Source organism: Verrucomicrobiia bacterium (assembly GCA_035577545.1).
Lineage (GTDB): Bacteria > Verrucomicrobiota > Verrucomicrobiia > Palsa-1439 > Palsa-1439 > Palsa-1439.
In genome coordinates, this window is record DATLVI010000044.1 from 1 (window position 1) to 22,313 (window position 22,313).

At 59.4% G+C, this 22,313-nt stretch carries 19 protein-coding genes; all 19 read left to right on the forward strand.

The genetic code is table 11. From position 1 onward, the window contains the following. A partial coding sequence (locus tag VNL17_15895; protein ID HXI85564.1) for a hypothetical protein occupies positions 1-1,990 on the forward strand: 1,990 nt, incomplete at its 5' end. A gap of 815 nt (positions 1,991-2,805) precedes the next feature. Beyond that, complete coding sequence (locus VNL17_15900; GenBank protein ID HXI85565.1) at positions 2,806-3,285, forward strand: hypothetical protein; 480 nt, start codon at positions 2,806-2,808, stop codon at positions 3,283-3,285. 359 nt (positions 3,286-3,644) lie between these two features. Continuing rightward, positions 3,645-4,433, forward strand: coding sequence for a hypothetical protein (locus tag VNL17_15905; protein HXI85566.1), 789 nt, complete (start codon positions 3,645-3,647; stop codon positions 4,431-4,433). A 263-nt stretch (positions 4,434-4,696) separates the two neighbouring features. Continuing rightward, a complete protein-coding gene (locus tag VNL17_15910) occupies positions 4,697-6,532 on the forward strand; it encodes a DUF1800 domain-containing protein (GenBank protein HXI85567.1) in 1,836 nt (611 codons plus the stop codon). 16 nt (positions 6,533-6,548) lie between these two features. Beyond that, positions 6,549-7,847 carry a DUF1501 domain-containing protein gene (locus VNL17_15915; GenBank protein HXI85568.1) on the forward strand — a complete coding sequence of 433 codons (1,299 nt, stop codon included), beginning with the start codon at positions 6,549-6,551 and terminating at the stop codon, positions 7,845-7,847. 404 nt (positions 7,848-8,251) lie between these two features. Then, on the forward strand, positions 8,252-8,791 hold the full coding sequence (locus VNL17_15920) for a hypothetical protein (GenBank protein ID HXI85569.1): 540 nt from the start codon (positions 8,252-8,254) through the stop codon (positions 8,789-8,791). Between the two features lie 31 nt (positions 8,792-8,822). Then, entirely contained in the window at positions 8,823-10,529 is a 1,707-nt protein-coding gene (locus tag VNL17_15925; GenBank protein ID HXI85570.1) for a GspE/PulE family protein, read from the forward strand. A gap of 2 nt (positions 10,530-10,531) precedes the next feature. Beyond that, positions 10,532-11,773: a type II secretion system F family protein gene (locus tag VNL17_15930; GenBank protein ID HXI85571.1), complete on the forward strand. Its 1,242-nt coding sequence runs from the start codon at positions 10,532-10,534 to the stop codon at positions 11,771-11,773. A gap of 20 nt (positions 11,774-11,793) precedes the next feature. Then, positions 11,794-12,258 carry a type II secretion system major pseudopilin GspG gene (gene gspG, locus VNL17_15935; protein HXI85572.1) on the forward strand — a complete coding sequence of 155 codons (465 nt, stop codon included), beginning with the start codon at positions 11,794-11,796 and terminating at the stop codon, positions 12,256-12,258. 7 nt (positions 12,259-12,265) lie between these two features. Next, positions 12,266-12,784 carry a prepilin-type N-terminal cleavage/methylation domain-containing protein gene (locus tag VNL17_15940; protein HXI85573.1) on the forward strand — a complete coding sequence of 173 codons (519 nt, stop codon included), beginning with the start codon at positions 12,266-12,268 and terminating at the stop codon, positions 12,782-12,784. Between the two features lie 7 nt (positions 12,785-12,791). Continuing rightward, entirely contained in the window at positions 12,792-13,166 is a 375-nt protein-coding gene (locus VNL17_15945) for a type II secretion system protein (protein HXI85574.1), read from the forward strand. Next, a complete protein-coding gene (locus VNL17_15950) occupies positions 13,163-13,873 on the forward strand; it encodes a type II secretion system protein GspJ (GenBank protein ID HXI85575.1) in 711 nt (236 codons plus the stop codon). The genes VNL17_15945 and VNL17_15950 overlap by 4 nt, the downstream gene beginning before the upstream one ends. After that, on the forward strand, positions 13,870-15,297 hold the full coding sequence (locus VNL17_15955) for a hypothetical protein (GenBank protein HXI85576.1): 1,428 nt from the start codon (positions 13,870-13,872) through the stop codon (positions 15,295-15,297). The genes VNL17_15950 and VNL17_15955 overlap by 4 nt, the downstream gene beginning before the upstream one ends. Continuing rightward, a complete protein-coding gene (locus VNL17_15960; protein ID HXI85577.1) occupies positions 15,297-16,748 on the forward strand; it encodes a hypothetical protein in 1,452 nt (483 codons plus the stop codon). Before VNL17_15955 ends, VNL17_15960 begins: the two co-directional genes overlap by 1 nt. Then, positions 16,738-17,280 (forward strand): type 4a pilus biogenesis protein PilO, encoded by a 543-nt coding sequence (pilO, locus tag VNL17_15965; GenBank protein HXI85578.1) that lies wholly within the window; start codon positions 16,738-16,740, stop codon positions 17,278-17,280. The genes VNL17_15960 and pilO overlap by 11 nt, the downstream gene beginning before the upstream one ends. Further along, a complete protein-coding gene (locus VNL17_15970) occupies positions 17,277-17,912 on the forward strand; it encodes a hypothetical protein (protein ID HXI85579.1) in 636 nt (211 codons plus the stop codon). The genes pilO and VNL17_15970 overlap by 4 nt, the downstream gene beginning before the upstream one ends. Before the next feature lie 5 nt (positions 17,913-17,917). Further along, complete coding sequence (locus tag VNL17_15975) at positions 17,918-19,537, forward strand: secretin N-terminal domain-containing protein (protein HXI85580.1); 1,620 nt, start codon at positions 17,918-17,920, stop codon at positions 19,535-19,537. Between the two features lie 43 nt (positions 19,538-19,580). After that, the gene (locus VNL17_15980; protein HXI85581.1) at positions 19,581-20,747 is read left to right on the forward strand and encodes a hypothetical protein; all 1,167 of its coding nucleotides are present in this window, start codon (positions 19,581-19,583) and stop codon (positions 20,745-20,747) included. Next, positions 20,748-22,307, forward strand: coding sequence for an ATP-binding protein (locus VNL17_15985; protein HXI85582.1), 1,560 nt, complete (start codon positions 20,748-20,750; stop codon positions 22,305-22,307). It begins immediately after the preceding gene. The last annotated feature ends 6 nt before the right edge of the window (positions 22,308-22,313 follow it).

Genomic DNA, 22,313 nt, shown 5'->3' on the forward strand with positions numbered 1-22,313 from the left:
GGGCCAGACGATCGCGCTTGTGCAATTTGACGGTTATTACCCGAACGACATCACCACCTACGAGAGTATGGCCGGCCTGCCGAACGTTGCCCTCACGAATGTCTACATCGATGGGTATGACGGGACTCCGAACGGTGGCGATGGCACTGTCGAAGTCTCGCTCGACATTGAAATGGTGATCTCCATGGCACCCGGACTGTCCAAGGTGATCCTCTACGAAGCGCAGACCAACGCCATACCGAACGACGTCCTCAACCGGATGGCCACGGACAATCAGGCCCGGCAACTCAGTTGTTCTTGGGGTTGGGGCGATGGTCCCGATACCAACGCCGATCAGATCTTCCAGCAAATGGCGGCCCAGGGGCAATCCTTTTTCGCGGCTTCGGGTGACAGCGACGCGTATATCGGTTCGACTTCCACCAATTTTCCCGCAGACGATCCATACATCACCAGTGTCGGTGGGACGACCTTGACGACGACCGGTCCGGAGGGGCCGTATGTGTCCGAAACCGCGTGGAATTGGGGTGTGGAATTCGGCTCTGCGGAGGACGGTATCGGCAGCGGTGGCGGCATCAGCACTTCCTACTCGATTCCAAGCTGGCAGCAGGGTATTGCCACGACCGCCAACGGCGGGTCGACGACCATGCGCAACGTTCCCGATGTCGCCCTCACCGCCGACAACGTTGACGTCATCGCCAATAACGGCACCGAATATCCCGGGATCGGTGGGACCAGTGTTGCCTCGCCGTTGTGGGCGGCGTTTATCGCGCTGGTCAACCAACAGGCCGCGGCCAACGGCAAGCCCCCGGTCGGCTTCATCAATCCAGCCGTCTATCTCATCGGCACCGAACTGGATTATACCTCCGATTTCCAGGACACCACGACCGGCAATAATGAATGGATCGGCAGCCCTACTCAATTCTCCGCCGTCCCCGGCTACGACCTCTGCACGGGTTGGGGAACCCCAACGGGCAGCAACCTCGTCAACGCCCTCTCCCGTCCACCTGACGCGTTGAGGATCCGACCCGTGACCGGCTTCACGGCCACCGGTCCGGTCGGCGGCCCGTTCAACATAACCTCCCAGACCTACGCCCTGAGCAACGCGGGAACAACCACTCTGAGTTGGTCGGCACTCAATATACCAGCGTGGCTGAGTGTGTCGCCTTCCAACGGTACATTGGCGTCCGGCCCGGCCAAGCAGACCGTGACCGTGAGTTTGAACTCCACGGCTAATTCGCTCGCGGCAAACATCTACTCGGGGAACGTAAGTTTCAAGAATCTGAACAGCGGCATCGCCCTGAACCGCCAGTTCACGCTGCTCGTGGGGCAGCCGCTCGTGCAGAATGGCGATTTTGAAACCGGCGATTTCACTTCCTGGACCATTACCGGCGACCCCTCCGGAAGCTTCTGTTATGTCGACGACGGCTCGCTCTTCGTCGCGCCCTACGACGGGACCTATTCCGCGGTGCTGAGCGAGGGTGGCTCGGTCGGCTTTCTTTCTCAAACCCTGGCGACGTTGCCGGGCCAGCCCTACCTGCTTTCGTTTTGGCGGGAGAATTTGGATCTCGGTTTCGGTACGATTCCAAATGAATTCCTGGTGTCGTGGAACGGGGCCACCAACTCCGTCCAGTTCAACCAGCCGGCTTATGATTGGACGTATTTCCAGTTTGTGGTTGTCGCCACCGGGAATAGCACCGTCCTCCAGTTCGGATTCCGCAACGATTCGTCCCTGTTCGCCCTCGACGACGTCACCGTGACGCCCCTTCCTAAACCCCAGTTCCTGGCGGTGACGCGCACCAACAACACCATCAGGCTGACCTGGAGCACGATGTCCGGGCTGGTCTATCAAGTGCAGTCCTCCACCAGCATGAACCCAACCAATTGGAGTAACGTCGGCAGCACCTTGACCGCGAGTGGCAGCAGCCTCTTCGCCACCAATGCCCTCGGGACAGCCACCCAACGATTCTACCGGGTCCGCCTCGTGCCGTAGATTCCGTTGTCTGTCACCGGCCCACCCGTCGGGTGCTGACTCAATCACCCGGCCATCCTGACTCGCGCCAGTGATGAGCGTTGAATCCGGGCCTACCTCCGGCCCGCCCGCCCCGAATCCTTTTCGGGGATGTAATGTGGGAGGGACGTTACCGTCGCGGCTCCTCTCCGTGGCTTCGTTTTCCGGAAAAAGAACCCAATTTTCAATGAACACCTCCCTAAAACCCCTCTCAAATGGGTTCGTTTTTCCAGAACGAACCCATTTGCAAACGACTCTGCAAAAAATATAAGTCCCTGCACATGAAATCAATCCAACGAAAAGTCCGCGAAACCAAAATGGGTTCGTTTCGCAGAAACGTATAGGGGGGGATCCCACGCGTCCCGCAAAACGGCCGGACGGATCGCCACTGTAGCCGCGCTCGGTGAGCGCGGTTCCGCCTGCCGCCTTTCTCCTTCTAGCCACGGCGCGTGTCTGGCCTTCGTAGCGTTCCAGCAAAGTAGGGCCACCGTGCCGCCTCCGAATTGCAGGGTACGAAGCCCGCAGGGTTTCGTACCGTCCTGTCCGTCCATAACTCACGTGCCGACCATACCCTTCCTACCAGGCCCTGTCCAGTGAAATTATCAATTTACGATACACGCAGGCTTGTCCGCCGTAGCTTCTGGCGGAGGAGGATTCCCCTTCCTCGAAGGGGTGAACGGGTGGGTGCCTTGCTTTAAGCTTTGCTTACGGCCCCATCAGGAGTTTAATTTGGCAGTGGGTGAACATTGGCAGCCGGAATCGGTAGTTGTTTTGTTGCCTAACACACTTCAGCCGTCATGACCGCTTCCCCACCAACCGAAGGTAAGCAGTTTAGATCATCCGTCCTCAGTATGTTTATTTTCATGCTTGCGCTGGGCCTGCCTGTGACGTTTTGCCTCCTACTGGCGATTTACTCGGGAATACCCGTCCCAGTTACTTTGGGACTGATTCTCCATATACTTACGTTTATTGGTGGAGCATTACCGATTTTCTTACTCATCGGCGCCTGGATGCTCTCCACTTTCTGCCCCACCACCATTTTCACCGACGGAGTCACGACCCAGTCTTTTATGGGAGACGAACGTTTTGTCCGATGGCAAGATATCGGAAGGGCCCGAACGCTCCGATTCCTCAATCTAAAATGGATTCTGGTTTACCCGGCCGGCGAGAGTAAGGCCCTTCAAGTCCCTCTCTTTCAGCCCCGTAAAGCCGAGTTCATACAGGAGATCCAGCGCCTCGCGCCTCCCGGCAATCCCATATTGAATCAATTGCAGTAAACGCCGCCATAGATGGACACCCGCATGTATAGATTTCGAGAAACGCCTCAGTACATCCAAATGACAGGCGCCGTCCTCGCAGGTCTGACTGCAGGTCTTGTTTTCGGCCTGAGGGGGATTCGTGTCGTCGTTGGGACGGTTGTTCTGGCTTTGCCATTTATACTGGCGCTGGATGCCCTTCGGCGTAGGATCACCAAGAAGTGAAGCATGGGTTGCCCTAACCTGTCGCCTGAGCCAGCACCGATTACGGCGCCTATCCTGCTTTCGCGGGCTCGCTTGCAAGAGCGAACGCGAGAAGATTGCCAGGAATTGCGGCGTGTGTCATGCTCCGCCCCGCAGCCAACCAAAGGAGAGGCACAATGAATCGATCGTTTCGAATCGCAGTCATCGCATTGGCCGTCGTCGCTCTGGCCGGCTGCGCAAGTCAGCAGGCATTGTATCCGGGAGCGCACACGTATCCACCCACCGATCCGGCCAAGGTCATGGTGTTCCGCACGGAGCCGCCGGTGGCTTACGAGAAACTCGGCGAGATCGAGGTGGAAGGGTTGGGCATCCAGACCTGGAGCAGCCTCGAAAACGGAATGCGCAAAAAAGCCGCCGCGTGGGGCGCGGACGGCCTGCTGCTACTGGATCGCAGTTCGTTCGTGAGTGGCTACAGCGCCTACGTGGGTAATCCTTCGACGGGATACTCTGGCGGCCAGCCCGTGCACCGGAAACACGCGTTGGCAATCGCGGTCAAATTCGCCACGCCCCCGCCACTGCACGGCGCTGCGTCGGTGCGGTTACCCCAGGGGGCGCGCTTTGCCGTGGCCGTGTTCACCGGGGACGTCGAGGATTCTTCAGCCAGCGACCAACTCTCCGGCAATCTGATCGCGCAGGGATTGCTCTGCGACCATCCAACCGTGACCCACGTGCACGGCCAGGACCTCGCCGAGATCCACGGTTTGGGACCGTTGGGATATCAGTGGCTGGTGCTTACCCGTCGCGACGGAGCGACCGATCGCTATGACGTTTACCTTTTTGACGTCGCTGGCTCCCGCCTAGTCCAACGTTGGAGCACGAGCGCCTCGCAGCCGGAAGAAGTGAGTAGCCTCGCCGGTGACATCGCAGTGGTGCTTGGTGTGCGGCAGTCCGCGTCGTCGCCGTAGATCACTGCCGCCCGTCAGCTTCGCGGGCGCGTACTGTACGAACGCTCCGCCTTCGTCGGCTCTAGTCGGACGTTGGAATTGGCAGCGGCACCCAGTGTGAGCCGATTCGCATTGTTAGGGATTTGGGTCACTCTAAGCATTAGTGAAAATACACATTTCCGGCACAACCAACCGTTGTGCTCCGGTGTTGGAAATAGACAGGTGACACGGTACGCGCTAGAATTGGAAACGGAACGTTTCGCTTTCGCGCAGGAAAGACGGAAATGCTGAATTCACTTGTTCATGGGCGGAGTTGGCGGGCCGGGGCGCTGTTGGTAATCAGTGCGCTCATGGGACTGTCGGGCAGTCCGGCGCGGGCCGCCGATGATCAACCGCAACCGCTTACGGAACGCCAGAGGATCATTCATGTCCTCAATCGGCTCGGGTACGGTCCGCGCCCCGGCGACGTGGAGTGGATCCAGGGGATCGGCTTAACGGAGTACATGCGCCAGCAGTTGCACCCCGAGACGATCGACGATTCCGCGCTCCAGGCTGAACTCGCCAAATTCGACGCCCTCGCCATGAGCCCAACCGACCTGTTCCGCGATTTCCGCGATCTGCAACAGGCAAACAAACAACGGCAAATCGAACGGGCGGAAGCCGAGAAGAAGAGCGCCGCCATGGCCGACGCTTCCACCAATTCCGCCAGCGCCCAGAACGCGCGCCCGGCCCCGGCCAAGCGGCCCGGTAATGGTGAACCCCCTCGCCGTTCGCAAATCGCCGTGGCGGAACTGCAGGACGCCAAGATCATCAGCGCCGTCGACTCACCCCGGCAACTCTACGAGGTGCTCGTCGATTTCTGGAGCAACCATTTCAACATCGACGTCCGCAAAGGCCCGTGCCGCGTCCTCAAGGTCGCCGACGAGCGCGACGTCATCCGCCCGCATGTCTTCGGCAAATTCCGCGACCTGCTCGGCGCGTCCGCCAAGAGCCCCGCGATGCTCCATTATCTGGATAACTTCGAAAACTCGGCCCCGCGCGAAGTGTCCCCCAATGAACAGCGCCGCCGTCAACAGGTCATACAACAGCAAAATCCCGGCGCGCCCGCGCAAACCGTGGACAATAAGCCGAAGCAGGTGGGCGGCCTCAATGAAAATTACGCGCGAGAGATCATGGAACTGCATACCTTGGGCGTGGACGGTGGCTACACGCAAAAAGACGTGCAGGAGGTGGCGCGGTGCTTTACCGGTTGGGGCGTCGACCCGCAAACCGGTCTGTTCGCGTTCACACCGCGCCGTCACGACAACGGCGCGAAAACAGTTCTCGGTCACGATATCCCGGCGAATGGCGGCATCAAGGACGGTGAAACCGTCCTCGACATCCTGGCCTCGCATCCTTCGACTGCGAAATTCATCTCCACGGAACTCTGCCGCCGCCTCGTCGCCGACGATCCGCCGCCCGCGCTGGTGGACCGCGTCGCTGCCGTCTTCCGCTCAACCGACGGCGATTTGCGCGCGGTCGTTCAGACGATCATCTACAGCCCCGAATTCTTCTCGCCGCAGGCTTATCGGGCGAAAATCAAATCGCCTTTCGAATTCGCCGTATCCGCCGTTCGCGCGACGGGCCGGACCATTGTGCCGGATGATCTTCTGCCGATGAACCAGCGCCTCGCCATGGAAGCCGGCGCCACGTTCGGACGCAACCTGGATCGGATCGCCAACGCCCGGCGCAAATCGCTGGACATTGCCGTGATGGAGATGGGCCAGCCCTTGTTCGCCTATCAGGCGCCGACCGGCTACACCGAGGATTCGCGCAAATGGGTCAACGCGGGCGCGTTGATCGCCCGCATGAACTTCGCGCTCGCGCTGTCGGAACACAAGGTCGTCAATGTCTCCGCCCCTCCCGCGGATTTGATTCTGATTCGCGGCGTGGACAGCGACAAACCCGATTTGGTCCTCGATCAATTGAACCGGGTGCTGCTCCACGGCGAGATGGCGCCCGCCACCCGCGCCACACTGGAGAAACAAATCCCCGACAAGCAGACGGGCGACGCCAGCACCGTCAACGTCCCTGAACTCACCGCCTTGGTTCTCGGTTCACCGGAATTCCAACGCCACTAATGCAAGGAGCTCTATCATGACACTCACACGTCGGGCATTCCTTAAACGCGGCGGTCTGGCCCTGGTGTCCGTCGGCACGATGCCGCTGTGGGGCCCCTCCTTCCTCCAGCAACTGGTCTTTGCCGCCGACCCCACGCGCGCGGGCGGCAAAAAAATTCTCATCTGCATCTTCCAGCGCGGCGCGGTGGACGGACTCTCGATGCTCGTACCGTTCGGCGATCCATATTATTACCAGTCCCGTTCCGACATCGCCATCGCCCAGCCCACGCAGAAGTCCGGCCCGCAAGGCGTTCTGGATCTCAACGGGTTTTTCGGCCTGCATCCAAACATGGGCGCCCTGCTGCCCATCTATAAGAGCGGCCATCTGGCCCTGATTCACGCGTGCGGCTCGCCCAGCTCGAACCGCTCGCATTTCGACGCCCAGGATTTCATGGAATGCGGCGTGACGGATGATAAATCAATCCGCACCGGTTGGCTCAACCGCGCGCTGCTGGACTGCCCCGAGGACCGCGCCAAACTTACTCCTTTCCGCGCCGTCTCGATGACATCAATCTTGCCGCGAACGTTGCAAGGCGACCAGGAGGCGCTGGCCATACCCGACTTGAAATCATTCGGGGTGAACGGCGACAACTCCGCGCCTAACAGCGCCACCGCTTCCGCCGCGAGCGGATTCGAGGGTATGTACGAAAGCGCCGTGGGCGACCTGCTTCACGGCAATGGCAAGGACGCCTTCGACGCGATCGGGATGTTGAAGGCCGCCGACCCGACGAAGTATTCGCCGCGCAACGGCGCTTCCTATCCCAACGGCGCGTTTGGCCGTTCGCTGATGCAAATCGCCCAGATGATCAAGGCCAACATCGGCGTCGAAGTCGCCTTTGCCGAGATCGGCGGCTGGGATACCCATGTCAACCAGGGTGGCGCGCAGGGCCAATTGGCCAATCGCTTCACGGAATTCTCCGGCGGCCTCGCTGCGTTGTACCAGGACCTCGGCGATCGCATGAACGACGTGGTGATCCTGACGATGAGCGAGTTCGGTCGCACCGTACGCCAAAACGGCAACCGTGGCACCGACCACGGTCACGCCACCTGTTTCATGGTGCTCGGCGGCCCCGTCCGTGGCGGCAAGGTTTACGGCCGGTGGCCGGGCCTCGCCCGCGAACAACTTTTCGAAGGCCGCGACCTGATGTTGACCACCGACTACCGCGACGTCTTCGCCGAATTGTCCCAAAAACATCTCGGCGCGCGCAACATCGACAAGCTGTTTCCAAACCACAAACCGAACGCCAAGAATTACCCGGGATTGTTGGCAGTTTAGACGGGGAATGTGCTCTTCGAGGCCGCTGGGCCTTCGGGCATTGTTGCCAATTTGTGACACTGTCGAAATGTGATTGTCGATCCCCCGCCACACAATTTGGACGCTGCCAGTCGTCCTCGGCTGCAGTCGCGCGGGGCGGCCCCCACCGCTTCATCCTCCTAAGCACCTCCCCCGCGCCCTCCTGCATACATGCCTCCGGCCAAACACTCCTCTGCGCAACGTTTGCACAATAGACAACCGGTATCTGTGAAGACAATGCGCACTGAATAGCGGCAACTCCTTGATTTTAAAGGGTTTTCCATACGTGGCATTTGGGTTGCTAAAGGTAGCAGGGCAAATCGCAGAGCACCTTGATCTGCGATAACCGGAACGTATCAACCAAACAAATTGGAGGAGACCAGGCGATGAAGAGAATGATGAGACCGTTGTTGTTGACGGTTGGATTGGCCGCCCTTGTGGCCGGGGTGGGAAATGTAATGGCACAGGACAATGGCGGTGGTGGCGGCGGGCGCGGGAATTTCGATCCGGCACAATTTCAACAGCAGATGATGGATCGCTTCAAGGAACGCTTCGAGATGACCAACGATGACGAATGGGTGGCTGTCAAGGGCCTGATCCAAAAGGTAATGGATACGCGGCGCGCAGCAATGAGCGGAATGGGTTTCGGTGGCCGCCGTAATGCCGGCGGTGGTGGTGGTGGTGACAACGCCGCTCGCACTGGCGGTCGCGGTGGTTTCAATGCCCCGCCGAGTCCTGAAGCCGAGGACCTCCAAAAGGCGCTGGATGTAAAAGCTTCTCCGGAGGAGTTGAAAGCGAAGATGGCGAAGCTTCGCGACTCTCGCAAGGCGAAGGAAGCAGCTTTAACAAAAGCCCAGGAAGACCTCCGCAAAGTGCTGACAGTTCGCCAGGAGGCCACGGCAGTCTCGATGGGACTTCTACCATAACAGGGCCAACAAGGATTCGCGGGAACACAGCGTGAACGAGTTACTCGACAAAATGGTGCAGGCCCGGCAGCTATCGACTGCCGATGCCGCGACCCTGGCGCGTCGGTGCGAAGACGGCTCCAGGACCGTCGCGTCCGAGGAAGACGTGCTTCGCTGGCTGGCCGGCGAATACGGGCTGGCCTATACCGACCTGGAAAACGTCGAGTTGGATCGGGAACTCCTGTCGCTGTTTCCCCCGCGCATCCTGCTGAAGGAAGAACTCCTCCCGTTGAAGCGCGTCAACGGCTCGGTGGAAGTCGCCACGAGCCGCCTGTTTGCCACGCAAGGGCTTGATACCCTCAAGGCGATGACGGGCTTGAAACTCAAGCCCGTCCTTGCCCCGAGCGAGGCGATCCAGCGGGAGATGAAGAAACGGCTGGGCGTGGGCGCGGACACCATCGGCACGCTGGAAGAGGAAACTCCCCTGCAAGTCGTCAGCGAAGACGGCTCCGAGGAGGATACCGATCTGGACGCCGCAGCGGAAGACGCGTCCATCATCCGCTTCGTCAACCAGGTGCTGCGCGACGCCATCGAACTGCGGGCCTCGGATATTCATCTCGAACCCTTCGAACACGAGTTTCGCATCCGCTACCGGATCGATGGCGTGCTCCAGGAAGTTCCGGTCCCCTCGCAACTCAAGAGGTTTCAACCGGCGATCGTTTCGCGCATCAAGATTCTCAGCCATCTCAACATCGCCGAAAAGCGGCTGCCGCAGGATGGTCGCATCAAGATCCGTATCGATGACGGTGAAGTGGATATCCGCGTTTCCGTCATCCCCATGCTCCACGGCGAAGCCGTGGTCATGCGTTTGCTACGGCAGAACGCCACGTTGCGCGGCCTCAGCGAACTGGGCATGGACACACCCGAACTGGATCGCTTTCGTCGCGTCCTCCAATTGCCGCACGGGATTATTTTGGTAACAGGCCCGACGGGCAGCGGCAAAACTTCCACGCTCTACACCGCCCTCAACGAAATCAACGATGCTGTCCGCAAGATCGTCACGATTGAAGACCCGATCGAATATCAACTCAAGGGCGTCAACCAGATTCAAGTCTCCGAAAAAGCCGGACTAACCTTTGCCCGGGGCCTGCGCTCGATTCTGCGCCACGACCCCGATGTCATCCTCATCGGCGAAATCCGCGACCAGGAAACGGCGCAAATCGCCGTGCAAGCCTCCCTCACGGGTCACCTGGTCTTCTCGACGCTGCACACCAACGACGCGCCCGGCGCCCTGACCCGCTTGGTCGATATGGGGGTCGAACCCTATCTTGTCGCTTCGTCCCTCGAAGCCGTGCTGGCGCAACGCCTCGTGCGCGTGCTCTGCACGCATTGCAAACAAGTGGATGACTCTCCGACTGCCCGTGCGTTCAAAGGACAAGTGGGTATTCCCGCCAACACCACGATTTACCGTTCGGTCGGTTGCCGGGAATGTCGGCAAACCGGTTTCTTCGGTCGCCACGCCATTTTCGAGTGGATGGACTCCGACGACGAAATCCGCCAGTTGATCCTGAAGAACTCTTCGAGTGACGTCATCCGCGACGCGGCCCGGCGCGCGGGCCTGCGCACACTGGCGGAAGACGGCTGGCGCCTCGTGCGCCTGGGCATCACCACCGTCGAAGAAGTGCTCAGCGTGACAACCGCCAAGGAAGTGGCGCGCACCAACAAGACCGAGCCGGTCGCGGCACCCGGGAAACCGTAACGATGCCACTCTTCCTTTACAAAGCGCTGCAGACCGACGGCACCGTCACCGAAGGCAACATCGATGCCGACGGCCGACAGGAAGCCTTTCGTCAAATTGAAGGCCGCGGCCTGACACCCATCAGCTTGTCCGCCGGCGCCAACGGCAAGGCTGCAAAAAACGGCGACTCGAAGAAAGAAATGGTGGTGACACCCTGGGCTTCCAAGAAAATCTCCAGCCGCACGCTGGAGAATTTCACACGCCTGCTCTCCAGCCTGTTGGCGGCGGGCGTCCCTCTCAGCCGGGCCCTGGTCATCCTTCATCGCGAAGCCTCCACGCCTCTCGCCCGGACAAAGTGGAAGGAAATCCACGATTCCGTCGTGGACGGCGCGACGCTGGCCGATACGATGGCACGATGGCCGGATACGTTTCCGCGCGTTTACGTGGCGATGGTCGAAGCGGGCGAAACCGGCGGCTTCCTCGATTTGGTCCTCGCCCAGATCGCCGATTTCCAGGCACGGGAAAAAGAATTGCGTTCGAAAGTGATGACAGCCCTGCTCTATCCGACAATCTTGTTGACCCTGGCCCTGTCCGTCCTCGTCTTCCTATTGGTGTTCTTTATTCCCAGGTTTCAGACCATTTTCACCGGTTTCGGCGGAACCATGCCGCTGTTGACTCGCATGATCGTTGCTGCGAGCACCGTCGCGCGGTCATATGGCCTGTTTGTGGTGCTGGGATTGGTGCTGGGCGGCTATTTCATTCGCAACTGGTTGCGGTCGCATCAAGGAAGACGCGTTTGGGAGCGCTCCCTGCTGCGCGCGCCGATCGTGGGAAAACTCATCGCGCAATTTGCCATGGCACGCTTCTGCCGCATGCTCGGGACCCTACTGGCCGCCGGCGTGCCGCTGATCAATGGGCTGAACGTCGCCCGCAAATCCATCGGGAACCAGATTCTCGTGGATGCGGTCACCAACTCCATCGAACGCGTCAAGGAAGGATCCGCGCTGGGACCGAGCCTCGCCAGTTGCCGGGAACTTTTTACCGGCTCCGTCCTGGAAATGATTTCCGTGGCGGAAGAAAGCGGTCGTCTGGACCAGGAGCTGATCCGCCTGGCGGACGTCACGGAGCGCGACCTGGATCGTGAGTTGAAGATGGCTGTGGCCCTCGCCGAGCCGCTGATGCTCTTTTTTATTGCCGGATTCATCGGCACAATTTTCATCGGGATGGTCCTCCCGATCTTCTCGCTTCAGGATTACATCAAATAAACAGCAAAGGAACTGTCATCATGAAACGCAACCAATCAATCAGAAATCAATCTCGCAGCAACAGCGCAGAGGCGTTCACATTGATCGAACTGCTCCTGGTGCTCGTGATCCTCGGGGTCCTCGCCGCCATCGTCGTGCCGAAGTTCGCGGGACGCACGGAACAGGCGCGGATGACCGCCGCGAAAACGCAGATCTCCAACTTCGAGACCGCCCTCGATGCCTTTGAGGTGGACAATGGCTATTATCCCAAGGGCAAGAATGGGTTGAACGACCTCGTTTCCCAGCCCAAGGACGCGCCCAATTGGCGCGGTCCGTACCTCAAGCAGGAAGGCATCCCCAACGACCCATGGGGACAGGCTTATATTTACGATTGTCCGGGAAAACACAATGCAAGCACGTACGACATCATGTCCATGGGACCCGATGGCCGCGTGGGTGGCGACGATGACATCACGAGTTGGGACCAGGGAAAACAGAAGCGTTAGGCCACGGTTGGGCGGCGCCTTTACGCTGATCGAGCTGATCGTGGTGATGGCCCTGCTCTCGATCGTGATCGCCATCGGCGCGCCGCGGTTGGTGAGGTTTTTTCACGGGCAGACGGTCCAGGAAGAAGGCCAGCGACTGTTGGCCCTGACGCGTTATGGCCAGAGCCGAGCCGCCTCGGAAGGGTTGCCGATGATTTTGTGGATGAATCCCGCCGACGGGACGTACGGCCTGCGGGTGCAGGATGGATTCAATGCCGCAGGCGCGACGGCGCCAGCGGGAACCGGTAAAGATGTCAGCTACAAGCTGGGGGACGGACTGCGGTTTCAGTTTGAGCAAGGAGTGCCGCTGCCGAAGCAGGGTGCCAGCATCCTGTTTTCGCCGGATGGCTCCATCGAAGAAGGTAGTTTGCAACGGGTGGTAATCGAACAGGGCGATGGCGATTGGTCGGCCATCGCGGAATCGGAGAATCATCTGGATTATGTCACGGTGCAGAGAACAAATACGCGGGCAACGCTCTCGTGGTAGACGGCACTTGCCAGCCGGCTTCACGTTGGTCGAGATGCTCGCCGCCATGCTCTTCATGGCCATCGTCATCCCGGTGGCTTTGCAGGGTTTGCGGATCGCCAGCCGCGCCGGGGCGGTGGCCGGGCGCAAGGGTGTGGCCGTGCAATTGGCGGAAAGCAAATTGAACGAACTGATCGTCACCGGTCAATGGCACAATTCCGGCCAGGGCGGCGCCTGCGGTGCGCAGTGGCCGGGTTATCAATGGACCATGAAGAACGAATCGTGGGGCGGCGACACCAGCCTCAACAATTTGCGGCTCGTGACCGTCGAGGTCACCTACCCCGTGCAAAATCAGAATTACAACGTGCACTTGAGCACTGTATTGCCGGACACAGTCCCATGAGGCGTCGAGGCAACCAACGTAAGTTTTCAGACCCCAGCGCCTTCACCCTGTTGGAGGTGCTGATTGCGACGTTCATCGCCGCGATTGTTCTGGCGGCCATGAATGCCGCTTTCTATGCCGCGTTACACTTGCGGTCGGTCACCGCCGACCTGGTCGAGAACAGCATCCCGCAAAGTCATGCCGCCTCGATTCTCAAGGCCGACTTGCGGGGCACATTGATCACGAGCGGGACAATGGCGATTTCCATCGAAAGCCCCGGGACGGAAAGCGGCAACAACCAACCCACGGATCTGGACATATATACGACGACCGGGGTGATCCGCAATGACCAGCCTTGGGGAGACGTGCAAAAAGTCTCCTACCTGCTGAAAGATTCGACCAACGCTTCGCATCCAGGCGGCAAGGACCTGGTCCGCGCCATCAGCCGCAACCTTCTGGCGTCTACGCAACCAGATCTCACCGAGCAACCGCTCTTGAGTGGCGTCAGCTCCGTGCAGTTTTCATTTTACGACGGCGCGAATTGGCAGACCACATGGGATTCGACCTCCGCGGTAACGCCCGCACCGCAAGCGATCAAGGTGCACATCGAATTTGCCAACGGGAATTCCACCGGCCAGGGCCGCCTGCCGCTGGAGGTTTTGGTCCCGGTGGACGGACAGGTGTCCAGTAACAGTGTCGCGACGGCAGGGAGTGTAACCGGCGGATGAAAACCGGAAATTCCATACGGCAGCGTGTTGGACGGAATGCGTTTTCGCCAACAGCGGCGGTGCTGGTGATTGTGCTCTGGATTGCCTTTGGTCTGGTGAGCATCGCCTTGTATTTCGGCCAGTCGATGCTGTTCAATCTCCAGGCTGCCGACAATTATGAGGCCAGCGTCGAGGCCGACCAGGCGATCGAAGGCGCGGCACGCTACATCAGCGCCGTTCTCACCAATCTTCAAGTGCAGGTCCAATCGCAGGGCACGAACATGCCCGGCGTCCTGGTCTTGCCGGGTGTCATTCAAGCGTACACTCCGCAATCGGGACAGACGCCGTTCACCCAAACCTACCAGGGTCAGGATGTGCCCGTGGGGAACGCGCACTTCTGGCTGATTGGACGGGATACCGGCGGAACTTCAAACGTCAACAGCGGTGTGCCGGTGTTTGCTCTCGTCGATGAAGCATCGAAGCTGAACCTTAATACGGCGACATTGGACCAGTTGGAGGCCTTGCCGTTCATGACCCCTGATCTGGCTGCTTCGATCCTGAACTGGCGGACCAACGCCTCCACCGTCGTTGCGGGAGGCGCCAAATTGGAGTACGGAATGCTGAACCCGCCGTACACCTGCAAGAATGCCCCGTTCGAGACGATTGACGAATTGAAACTCGTGATCGGCGCGACCACGGACATTTTATACGGCGCGGACATCAATCTCAACGGCATCCTCGATGCGAATGAAGGCAATCAGAATACGTTGCCAAGCAGCGTCGCCAATCTCGACAACGGGTTGAACGCGGGAATTCTGGACTATGTCACCGTCTACAGCCGCGAACCGAATACTCAGATCAACGGCTTGCCCCGCACCAATGTCAATAACAGACAAGCCTTGCGGACGGCACTTCAGGGTGTGCTGAGCCCGGATCAGGTTACGCAAATCCTGCAGAAAATTGGAACAAATCCCAAGTTTACCAGTGTCCTGCAATTCTACATGACCAGCGGGATGAATGCCGATGACTTCGCCAAGGTTGCGGACATGCTGATCGCGAGTAACGACCCTTACACTCCGGGGCTGGTCAATGTGAATACCGCTTCCGCTACCGTCCTCGCTTGCCTTGTTGGGGTCAACAACGCGCAGGCTCTCATCGCGTATCGACAGGCTCATCCCGACCAATTGGCGACGGTAGCGTGGGTAGCTCAAGTTTTAAGTCCCGACGATGCTAGCGCAGCTGGTCAGTATATCACGGCCAAGAGTTATCAGTTCACCGCCGACGTTGCCGCCATCGGTCATCATGGCCGGGGTTACCGGCGCACCCTTTTCGTCTTCGACACCAGCAGTGGAACACCGCAGATCATTTATCGTCGGGATTTGAATCAAATGACCCGGGCGCTCGGCACGGCACGGCAAAACTGGCAACTGACCGGGAACATGTGATGACACTGAACTTCCTAAAACTTCTGAAGCCACGTGGGTCGTCCCTGATGGGTTTGACCATCGAGGGACGGCGTCTCGAAGGGATCATCCTTTCGCGCGGCAAAAGTCCGCCAGAGGCGGGCCAGCCCTTTGAAGCCCTGCTTTCACTGGATCCTTTGACGAACGACCCGGAGCTGGTAGGGCAGGAAATCCGCAATCGCCTCGATGAAGCCGGCATCCGTGAAAGCCGGTGTGCGGTCGGCGTCCCCCTGAATTGGGTGTTGACCCTGCCGGTCAAATTGCCCGAAATCCCGGAGGAGGACGTCGGCAGCTTTCTCAGCATCCAGGCTGAAAGAGGTTTCCCCTACGCGCCAGAAGACCTGCGCACGACGACCTCACGCTGCCGCTCCGCCAAGGATGGCCAGTACGCCACGCTGGTGGCGATACCCCGGGATTACTTGTCGCGCCTCGAACAGGTTCTTGTTGCCGCCCGTCTCAAACCGGTCCGTTTCTCGCTGCTGGTCGCCGCTTTGCAGTTGCCGTCTGCGGCGGAATCGGAAGGCGTCCTGGCCCTGGTAGTCGGTGAAAACAGGGTTGACCTGCAGATCACCTGTGGCGGCGGTGTCGTCGCGTTGCGTTCCCTGGAAGGCGCCATCGAAACGGACAACGGCCAGCGCCAAATCGACACCGATTTGTTGACGAGGGAAATCCGGCTGACGCTGGGACAACTGCCGGCAGGATTCCGTGAAGCGGTCACGAAGATCAGGGTCTTTGGACGCACCGAATGGACGCAACCTTTGGCCGAGGAGATTGCCGCGATCGCTGGACGCATGGGGTTGCCGGTGGAAGTACGCCTCCTTGCCCAAGTGGACGGAGTAGCCGTGCTGGCTTCCCTTCCGGAAGGCGCGCCGCCGGCGCTGGTGATGGCGCTCCGTGGTCTGGAAGACCAGACCACCGGTTTCGAGTTTCTGCCGCCGAAGATCAGCCCTTGGATGGAACTCGCGGCGCGATTCTCTTCGCGTCGGGTTTTTTGGTCAAGCGCCACGGCGGGGGCCACGGTTCTTCTGGTTTTGCTGGCTTTCCTGATCCAGTACACCCGGCTTTCGATCCTGGAATCGCGCTGGCGCGCCATTGAACCGCGGGTCACGGAAATCGATGGGATGCAACAAAACATCCGCAAGTTTCGGCCGTGGTTCGACAGTTCGGCGCACACATTGACGATCCTCAAGAACCTCACCCAGGCCTTTCCGGAAGACGGCGTGGTTTCGGTGAAGACGCTCGAAATCAAGGACCTTTCGGAAGTCTCCTGCTCGGGCGTGGCGGATGACAACCAGGCCCTGTTGAAACTCTTGGATCGGTTGCGGGCAGAGGATCACATCGAGAATGTAAAAGTCCAGCAGGTCCGCGGCAAATCACCGCTGCAATTCACCTTCGACTTTCATTGGTCGGACGGAGCCACCCATGAAAATTGAAAACCGCCAAAAGGTGCTGACGGTTGTGGCGATCAGCGCGGTAGCGTTGCTGGCCCTTGACCGATTGATCCTCACGCCTTTGGGTCACGTGTGGTCGAAGCGCTCCGAACGGATTGCGGAATTGTCGAAAGACCTCACCCAGGGCAGGCTTTTGCTGGATCGGGAGAAGAGGATCCGGGACCGCTGGTCAAACATGGCGAGCAACACCCTTCCCGTCAACCTGTCGATGGCCGAAAGCAAGGTCTTGAAGTCCGTGGATCATTGGACGCAGGATAGCGGGATCAGTTTCACTTCCATCAAGCCCCAATGGAAGCAGAACGCGGACGACTACGTGACGCTGGAATGCCGGGCTGACGCCTTTGGTGATATGTCATCCCTGACGCGCTTCCTTTACGATTTGGAGCGGGAATCGATTGCCTTGCGAGTGGAGGACGTCGAAATCTCCTCGCGGGATAACGATGGTCAACAGCTTTCACTCGGAGTACGTTTTACGGGATTGGTCCTTACGGGGGAGCCGGCACAACAACCATGAAGCATTCCCGCAACCAACGAAGTCAGGCCCGCCGCGTGATGTGGTCCCTGTTCACTATCGGCATGCTCTGGCTTCCGACCAGGAGCTTCGCGGGAGACACGAACAACCCTACGGCAGCCGTGGCCTATCCAAGTTTCAAAATCATTTCCCAGCGGAACATTTTCGATCCCAACCGTCGCGCGGGATCAGGTGAACGTGGACGAAGGATCGATCCGAATCGCCTGGCGCGCGCGGAGGGCTTTTCCCTGGTTGGCACGTTGATTGACAAGCGGGGCGAGTTCGCTTTTTTCAGCGGCAGCGATTCGAAATACAAGAAGGTCCTGAAAGTGGCCGGCACCATTGCCGACTACAAGGTCACGGAAGTCGCGCCTGATCATGTCCAACTGGAGACCAAAGGCAACCAGATCAAAATGGCCGTGGGGATGCAGATGAAAAAGCTCGATGCGGGAGAATGGCAGCTGGTGGACGGCACCGTGGCGCTCGCCAAACCATCGGAGACTACCGACGCGGCTTCCGCTTCCGAAACGAAGGATACAGAAACTTCCGACAGCGGACCCAGCACCGGCAGCAGCAGCGCCGATGCGATCCTCAAAAAATTGATGCAACAGCGCGAAAAGGAGCTGAACAAATGAACACCATGAAAACTTACATTCTGCTGGTCGGTTTGAGCTGGGGGCCCATTGCCGTGTCAAACGGCCAGACGGCTGATACGGCGCAGGCGTCTGTACCCACGAACAGCCCGGCCGTCGAGCAACCCAGTGCTCCGCCGGCGGTGGCTGATCAACCAGCCACGCAGGAACCGGTTGTGACCGAGAAACCCAGCGAGACCGCAGCGACGGACACTGTGGCTGCGGCGAACGCGCCTGCTGGCGATGACGAATTGCGCCTTAACTTCCGAGGCGCGCCGCTGGAAATGGTCCTGGATTACCTGAGCAGGGCTGCCGGTTTCACCATCGTTTTGGAAACCGAGGTGAAAGGCAAGGTGGACGTCTGGAACAACCGCCCCCTCACCAGGGATGAAGCGGTCGCAGTGCTCGATTCTGCGCTGAATCGAAATGGTTACGCGGCGGTTCGCAACGGTCGGACGTTGACGATCATGGCCCGTGACGAAGCGAAGAAGCGAAACATCCCGGTTATGCCCGGCAGCAATGCCGAGGCGATCCCCAAGACCGATGAAATGGTCACACAAATTATCCCGGTCCGTTACGCCAACGTCTCCCAGCTGGTCAAGGACCTGGAACCGCTCAAGCCGGCGTACGCTACCTTGACCGCGAACGACAGCGCGAACGCGTTGGTCCTGACCGATACGCGGGCCAATGTGCGGCGCATGGTGGAAATCGTCAACGCGCTGGATACTTCGGTTTCCAGCGTTTCAACCGTCCGCGTTTTCCCGTTGAAATACGCGGACGCAAAAGATTTGGCCACTGCGGTCAAAGAATTGTTCCAGGCGCCCACAACCAACCAGCAGCAAGGCAACAATCCTCGCCAGTTCTTCCGGGGCTTCGGCGGTGCCGGAGGTGGCGGTCAAGGGGGTGGCCAGGGCGGCGGTGCAGACAACGCAGCGGCGCAACGAGTGGTCCCGCACGTCTCGGCTGTGGCGGACGACCGCAGCAACTCCCTGGTCGTCAGCGCGCCGGAGGAATACATACCCACGATTGAGCAATTGGTCCGGGAAATCGACGTCAGCGTCTCGGACGTGACGGAATTGCGGGTGTTCCATCTGGCCAATGCCGATCCGGTGGAGACTGCGGCGCTCTTTGCGCAGTTGTTCCCGGATGACAGCAAGACGGCCGACCAAAATCAGGCCGCCGTCCGTTTTCGTGGAGGATTTGGCGGTGGCTTCTTCGGGCAGGGAAACGCCCCGACCACCCAGACGCCGACCAGTGACCGGATGAAGAAAAAAGGCCAGGTCATTGCGTGCCCGGATCAACGCACTTCCTCGATCATCATCAGCGCCGCCGGCGATTTGATGCCCCAAATCGCCGCCATGATCGAGCAGCTCGACGGCAATACTTCCAGAAAACAAAGTGTCTATGTCATCCCGCTGGAGAACGCGGAAGTGACGGATGTGTTGCCCGTGCTGAAGGACATGTTCAACAAGGACACGACCACGCAGCGGAACAATTCTTCAACGCAGAATGGACAGAACGACGCCCTCACCAGTCGCACCACGCGGAACAATCAGGGAACGACGACCAGCAGCATGGGACGCGGAACCGGCATCGGGGGCGGCGGTGGTGGAGTTGGGGGATTCTAGGAAGTTACCCGCAATCTGAAGAACAAGGAATGACGAGGCAAACATGATGATCAATTATTTGCGGTTCATAAAGATTCTGGCCGGCAGCGTGTGCGTCTGTTTGTGCGCCGCACTTCCGGCGCGCGCGCAGGGACAGGGGCAGGCGCAACGACCAGCCGCGGCGCCTTCGAGCACCGCGAACAGCCGACCCTATGTCCCGAATGGCACAATCGGGGACGCGGTCATTTCCAGCGACCCCGACACAAAGCAAATCACCGTGATCGCCGACGATGAGACGGCCCAATACATCAAACAGGTGATCCGCGGCCTGGATCGCCCAAAGCCTCAGGTGCTCATTAAGGTTGTGTTCCTGGAGGTCACTTACAATAACGCTTCGGATATTGGGGTTGAGGGAAACATCACCGGCAAGCTCCGCGGCCCCATGACGGGTACGGCCTCGAATATCTTCGGGCTTCTTTCGTCAGGGGCCGCCCCCGTGCCGCCGGGCGCGGGTTTGTACACGATCCTCGGCAATGACTTCTCCGCAACACTGCGGCTTATTGCGCAAGCGGGAAAGACGGAAATCCTGTCGCGCCCGTCGATCCTGGCCCGGAACAATCAGCAGGCAACCATCAGCCTCGGCCAGCAGGTTCCACTCATCACCAGCACGCGCTTCGACACGCTGGGCAACCAGATCAACACCGTCACCTACCAACCAGTCGGGATTATTTTGCAAGTCACTCCGTTCATCACTCCCGAGGGCCTCGTGGAAATGATCGTGTCACCCCAGACGTCGGAACTCGCCGATCGAAGCCAGTGGGTTCCCATCTCCAGCGGACCAAGCGGCTCGGTCAGCGCCCCGGTCATCAATTCTCGCTCCGCTGATACCGTGGTGGTGGTACCCGATGCTCAAACCGTCATCATTGGCGGCTTGATGGAAAACGACAAGACGACCACGGACAGCAAAATCCCCATCCTGGGCGATATTCCGTTCATCGGCAATGCCTTCAAACGCCAAACGAAGAGTTACACGAAAACCGAACTGATCATCTTTTTGACCCCGCACATCGTCACCCAACCTTCGCAACTGGCGGTCTTGTCGGAACATGACAAGGCCAACTCGCAGCTAATGCCCAAGGCGTTCACGGAACAGGAGCTGGACCGCTTCCTCGACACCCTGCCGGTGAAGAGCAACAAGGCTCCTGGCCAATCCACCAAGAGCCCGAAATAGATGGCCGAATCCGAAGCGACTTTTACTTCGCGCATCCGACGCCGGACTCCGCTTGTTTACGGATTTCTGCTGGCGGTTTGGGCGACGATTATTATCTGGCAGGTCCTGGAGTATCGCTGGGTCAAGGAATCGGCGCGGACCGCCCTCATCAATCGATCCCGGGACATTGCCGCAACGCTCAGCATCGTCATTCGATCGCAACGGCGCTTCGGTGGGATCGTCTCCCAGGAACGACTCGAATCCGCCCTGAACGAACTCGCAAAGTCGGGCGAACTCATCTCGGTCGCGCTTTTGAACGCTTCCGGCAATGTGGTGGCCTCCGCGGGCAAACCCCTTGATCTCGAAAAAAAGGATGCGACGCAACAGGGTGAACGCTGGGGAGACCGGAGTGTCACTCTCGTGAACCTGATTGATCTGGGCGCGAGCGTGACCCCGGAAGGCGAAACCAATCGCCCAACCATTATTCTCTCGCGACGAGATGCGACCAACGGAGTTCGTAATGTCGGGAGAGGATTCGAGCGCGGTGAGTCTCGTCCGGACGATCCGGGTTTACAACGCCCTCCTGACAGTGTGGCCACAAACAGCCCGACAACGAACACAGACGAACGGACCGAAAGCCCAAGGGACCGAGGAGGCCGACCTCGCTTCGGACGCCCGTTTTGGATGGATGAGAAAGAATATCAGGCGTTGAGCGAGACCCGTGGGTTGCATGGTTTGGTGGTCGCCATGTCCACCGAGTCCTTTCGCACCGCGTCGCTTCGCGATCTCTGGTTGCGCTTCATCATTGGCTTCCTGGCGACCGTTTCCGTCGTCGGCATCGGCCTGGCATGGCAGAATCTCGTCAAGACCTCGGAATTGCAGGTCTACCTGCTGCGCGCCAGCGAACTGAACTCGCACTTGCGGGAGATGAATGTGGCTGCGGCCGGCCTCGCCCATGAGACGCGCAATCCGCTGAACATCGTCCGCGGCCTGGCGCAAATGATCTCCAAGGAGCCCGGCACACCGGAGGAAATCCGGGGCAAGTCGCTCCAGATCACCGACGAGGTGGATCGCGTCACCGCCCAACTGAACGAGTTCATCAATTATTCCCGGCCGCGAGAAGTGCGTCGGTCGGTGGTTGCCCTGGGTGCGGTGATTGGCGACGTGGTCCGCGCGCTCCAAAGCGATATCGACGACAAGGCCATCCAGCTCAAGATCGAAGACGAGGGCCTGACCGTGGAGGCCGACGCCCAGTTGCTTCGCCAGGTTCTTTTTAACCTGCTGATCAACAGCATTCAGGCCATCCCGGCTCGCGGGGAGATCCAAATTATTTCTCGGAGAAGCAGCGCCACGGAGGCGCAGCTTGATGTCCGCGACAATGGTCCCGGCGTTTCTCGCGAGCATCGCGCTGAAATCTTTAAACCATATTTCACCACCCATCCGAAGGGAACAGGATTGGGGCTGGCGGTAGTCCAGCAAATTGTTCTCGCGCATGGGTGGGAGATTCAATATATCCCCAAGGAACCAAAGGGAGCGATCTTTCGTCTCAGCCGCCTGAAACTTGCGGCAAAGGCGGGATGAGGACAC

Coding starts and splice junctions, on each gene's coding strand:
- VNL17_15900 (HXI85565.1), top strand. CDS start 2,806: ATGACCGCTTCCCCACCAACCGAAGGTAAGCAGTTTAGATCATCCGTC.
- VNL17_15910 (HXI85567.1), top strand. CDS start 4,697: ATGCTGAATTCACTTGTTCATGGGCGGAGTTGGCGGGCCGGGGCGCTG.
- VNL17_15915 (HXI85568.1), top strand. CDS start 6,549: ATGACACTCACACGTCGGGCATTCCTTAAACGCGGCGGTCTGGCCCTG.
- VNL17_15920 (HXI85569.1), top strand. CDS start 8,252: ATGAAGAGAATGATGAGACCGTTGTTGTTGACGGTTGGATTGGCCGCC.
- VNL17_15970 (HXI85579.1), top strand. CDS start 17,277: ATGAAGCATTCCCGCAACCAACGAAGTCAGGCCCGCCGCGTGATGTGG.
- VNL17_15950 (HXI85575.1), top strand. CDS start 13,163: ATGAGGCGTCGAGGCAACCAACGTAAGTTTTCAGACCCCAGCGCCTTC.
- VNL17_15930 (HXI85571.1), top strand. CDS start 10,532: ATGCCACTCTTCCTTTACAAAGCGCTGCAGACCGACGGCACCGTCACC.
- gspG (HXI85572.1), top strand. CDS start 11,794: ATGAAACGCAACCAATCAATCAGAAATCAATCTCGCAGCAACAGCGCA.
- VNL17_15960 (HXI85577.1), top strand. CDS start 15,297: ATGACACTGAACTTCCTAAAACTTCTGAAGCCACGTGGGTCGTCCCTG.
- VNL17_15975 (HXI85580.1), top strand. CDS start 17,918: ATGAAAACTTACATTCTGCTGGTCGGTTTGAGCTGGGGGCCCATTGCC.
- VNL17_15985 (HXI85582.1), top strand. CDS start 20,748: ATGGCCGAATCCGAAGCGACTTTTACTTCGCGCATCCGACGCCGGACT.
- VNL17_15955 (HXI85576.1), top strand. CDS start 13,870: ATGAAAACCGGAAATTCCATACGGCAGCGTGTTGGACGGAATGCGTTT.
- pilO (HXI85578.1), top strand. CDS start 16,738: ATGAAAATTGAAAACCGCCAAAAGGTGCTGACGGTTGTGGCGATCAGC.
- VNL17_15905 (HXI85566.1), top strand. CDS start 3,645: ATGAATCGATCGTTTCGAATCGCAGTCATCGCATTGGCCGTCGTCGCT.
- VNL17_15980 (HXI85581.1), top strand. CDS start 19,581: ATGATGATCAATTATTTGCGGTTCATAAAGATTCTGGCCGGCAGCGTG.